The 1,389-nt window shown below is 42.4% G+C and carries 1 protein-coding gene; it reads right to left on the bottom strand.

Annotated elements, in window-relative coordinates:
• Positions 1-46: 46 nt before the first annotated feature.
• A complete protein-coding gene (locus tag D0463_RS19150) occupies positions 47-1,261 on the bottom strand; it encodes an ISL3 family transposase (RefSeq protein ID WP_117308943.1) in 1,215 nt (404 codons plus the stop codon).
• Positions 1,262-1,389 lie beyond the last annotated feature (128 nt).

Below are 1,389 nucleotides of genomic sequence, written 5' to 3'. Positions count from 1 at the left end.
AAGGTTCTCCGTCAAATGTTGGGGTGGCGACTCATTGTCGTCACCCTTAACCAATGTGAACCCCAATTCCGTTATACTGATGCGACAATAAAATTTTCGCTCGAAAGCGGTCAAAATCTCTAAATCCAAATGCATTTCGTTTCATTACTTTAGTTAAATTATTGATCCCTTCCAAAAAGCCGTTCGAATAGCCATAAACAAAACTATTCAGGATTTCCGTCTGCCAGTTTTGAAAGGTTTTTATGGCTTTCTGCATTTCAGGAATCCCTGATGATTCCACTATGTTATAAAAATTCTTTAGTTCCTCTTTTACTACATCTATCTGATTCGTGCCAATCATTTTAGCCCGATTAAACCAAATTCGATAACTTTCCTTCAGTTCATAGGCCTGTTTCAGTTCCTCTGATAAATCCAAATAACGATCCAGATGCCATCGTTCGTTTTCTGTGAGACGGTCTTGAGCTTTATGAAACACATGCTTCATCCGTTTGCACTTCTTACGATCATAGTCATGAAACGCCTGTTGGGCACGTCTTCTCACTCCATCCAGTGCCCAGTAAATATACCGGCAAAAGTGAAAACGGTCTGCCACAATCACTGGACGGCTCAGGGCCATTTGTACGGCTGCTTTAAAGGATTGGCTCATATCCATGATGACTACCTGAACCTGGGCACCATGCTTTTGCAGGTAGTGCTTGATTGTACTTTTATAGCGGTTAGGAAGAATATCCAGGGGTTGCTTTGTGATCCCGTCGGCAATAATTAACTGATATTTCCCTTCCCTGGTGTCCCCTTTATATTCATCAATGGCAATGACTGCCGGAAGCTCCTTTACCGCACGGATTTCACTTTTTGCCAGACGGTCAAACCGGCGTACAATGGTAGATGAAGAGGTACCATAATGTTGGGCCGTTTCTTTAAACGTCTTTCCTTTAATAGCCCGGATCGATACGGCTTGATTCCACTCCACTGACGTTCTCTGATAGCGCTCAACAATGGGTGTTTTCTCTGAAAAGCGTTTCCCGCAGTCACACACATAACGGCGGCGTCTATAAAAAATTTGGGTGGTTCGTTCAAACCATTTTAAATGATGGATCTTTTGAATCCGGTAATCATGTATCTTATTGGTTCTCGCATTGCACTGGGGACAACGGTGGGTCCTCGGTTCCATCTCCACAAAAATACGCATCACGCCTTCTGCTTCATCTACCTTAGTGACGATAGCTTCTTTCAATCCCGGAATATCCATGGTACTATTCATTTACACGCAACCCCAATTCTCTTTACTTGTTTCTCGACAATTCAAGTATAAAGAAATTAGGGCTTTGCGTGTCTTTTAATGTATCGACAGAAGTTGTGTCTAGACCCCAACAAATATTATAGAGCCAA

Source organism: Bacillus sp. V59.32b, from assembly GCF_003429085.1.
Lineage (GTDB): Bacteria > Bacillota > Bacilli > Bacillales > DSM-1321 > Peribacillus.
The sequence above is the reverse complement of the archived record's forward strand: the minus strand, read 5'-3'. Positions and strand labels throughout refer to the sequence as shown.

Excerpts from the sequence above, each read along its gene's own strand:
- D0463_RS19150 (WP_117308943.1), bottom strand. The coding sequence starts at position 1,261 with ATGAATAGTACCATGGATATTCCGGGATTGAAAGAAGCTATCGTCACT.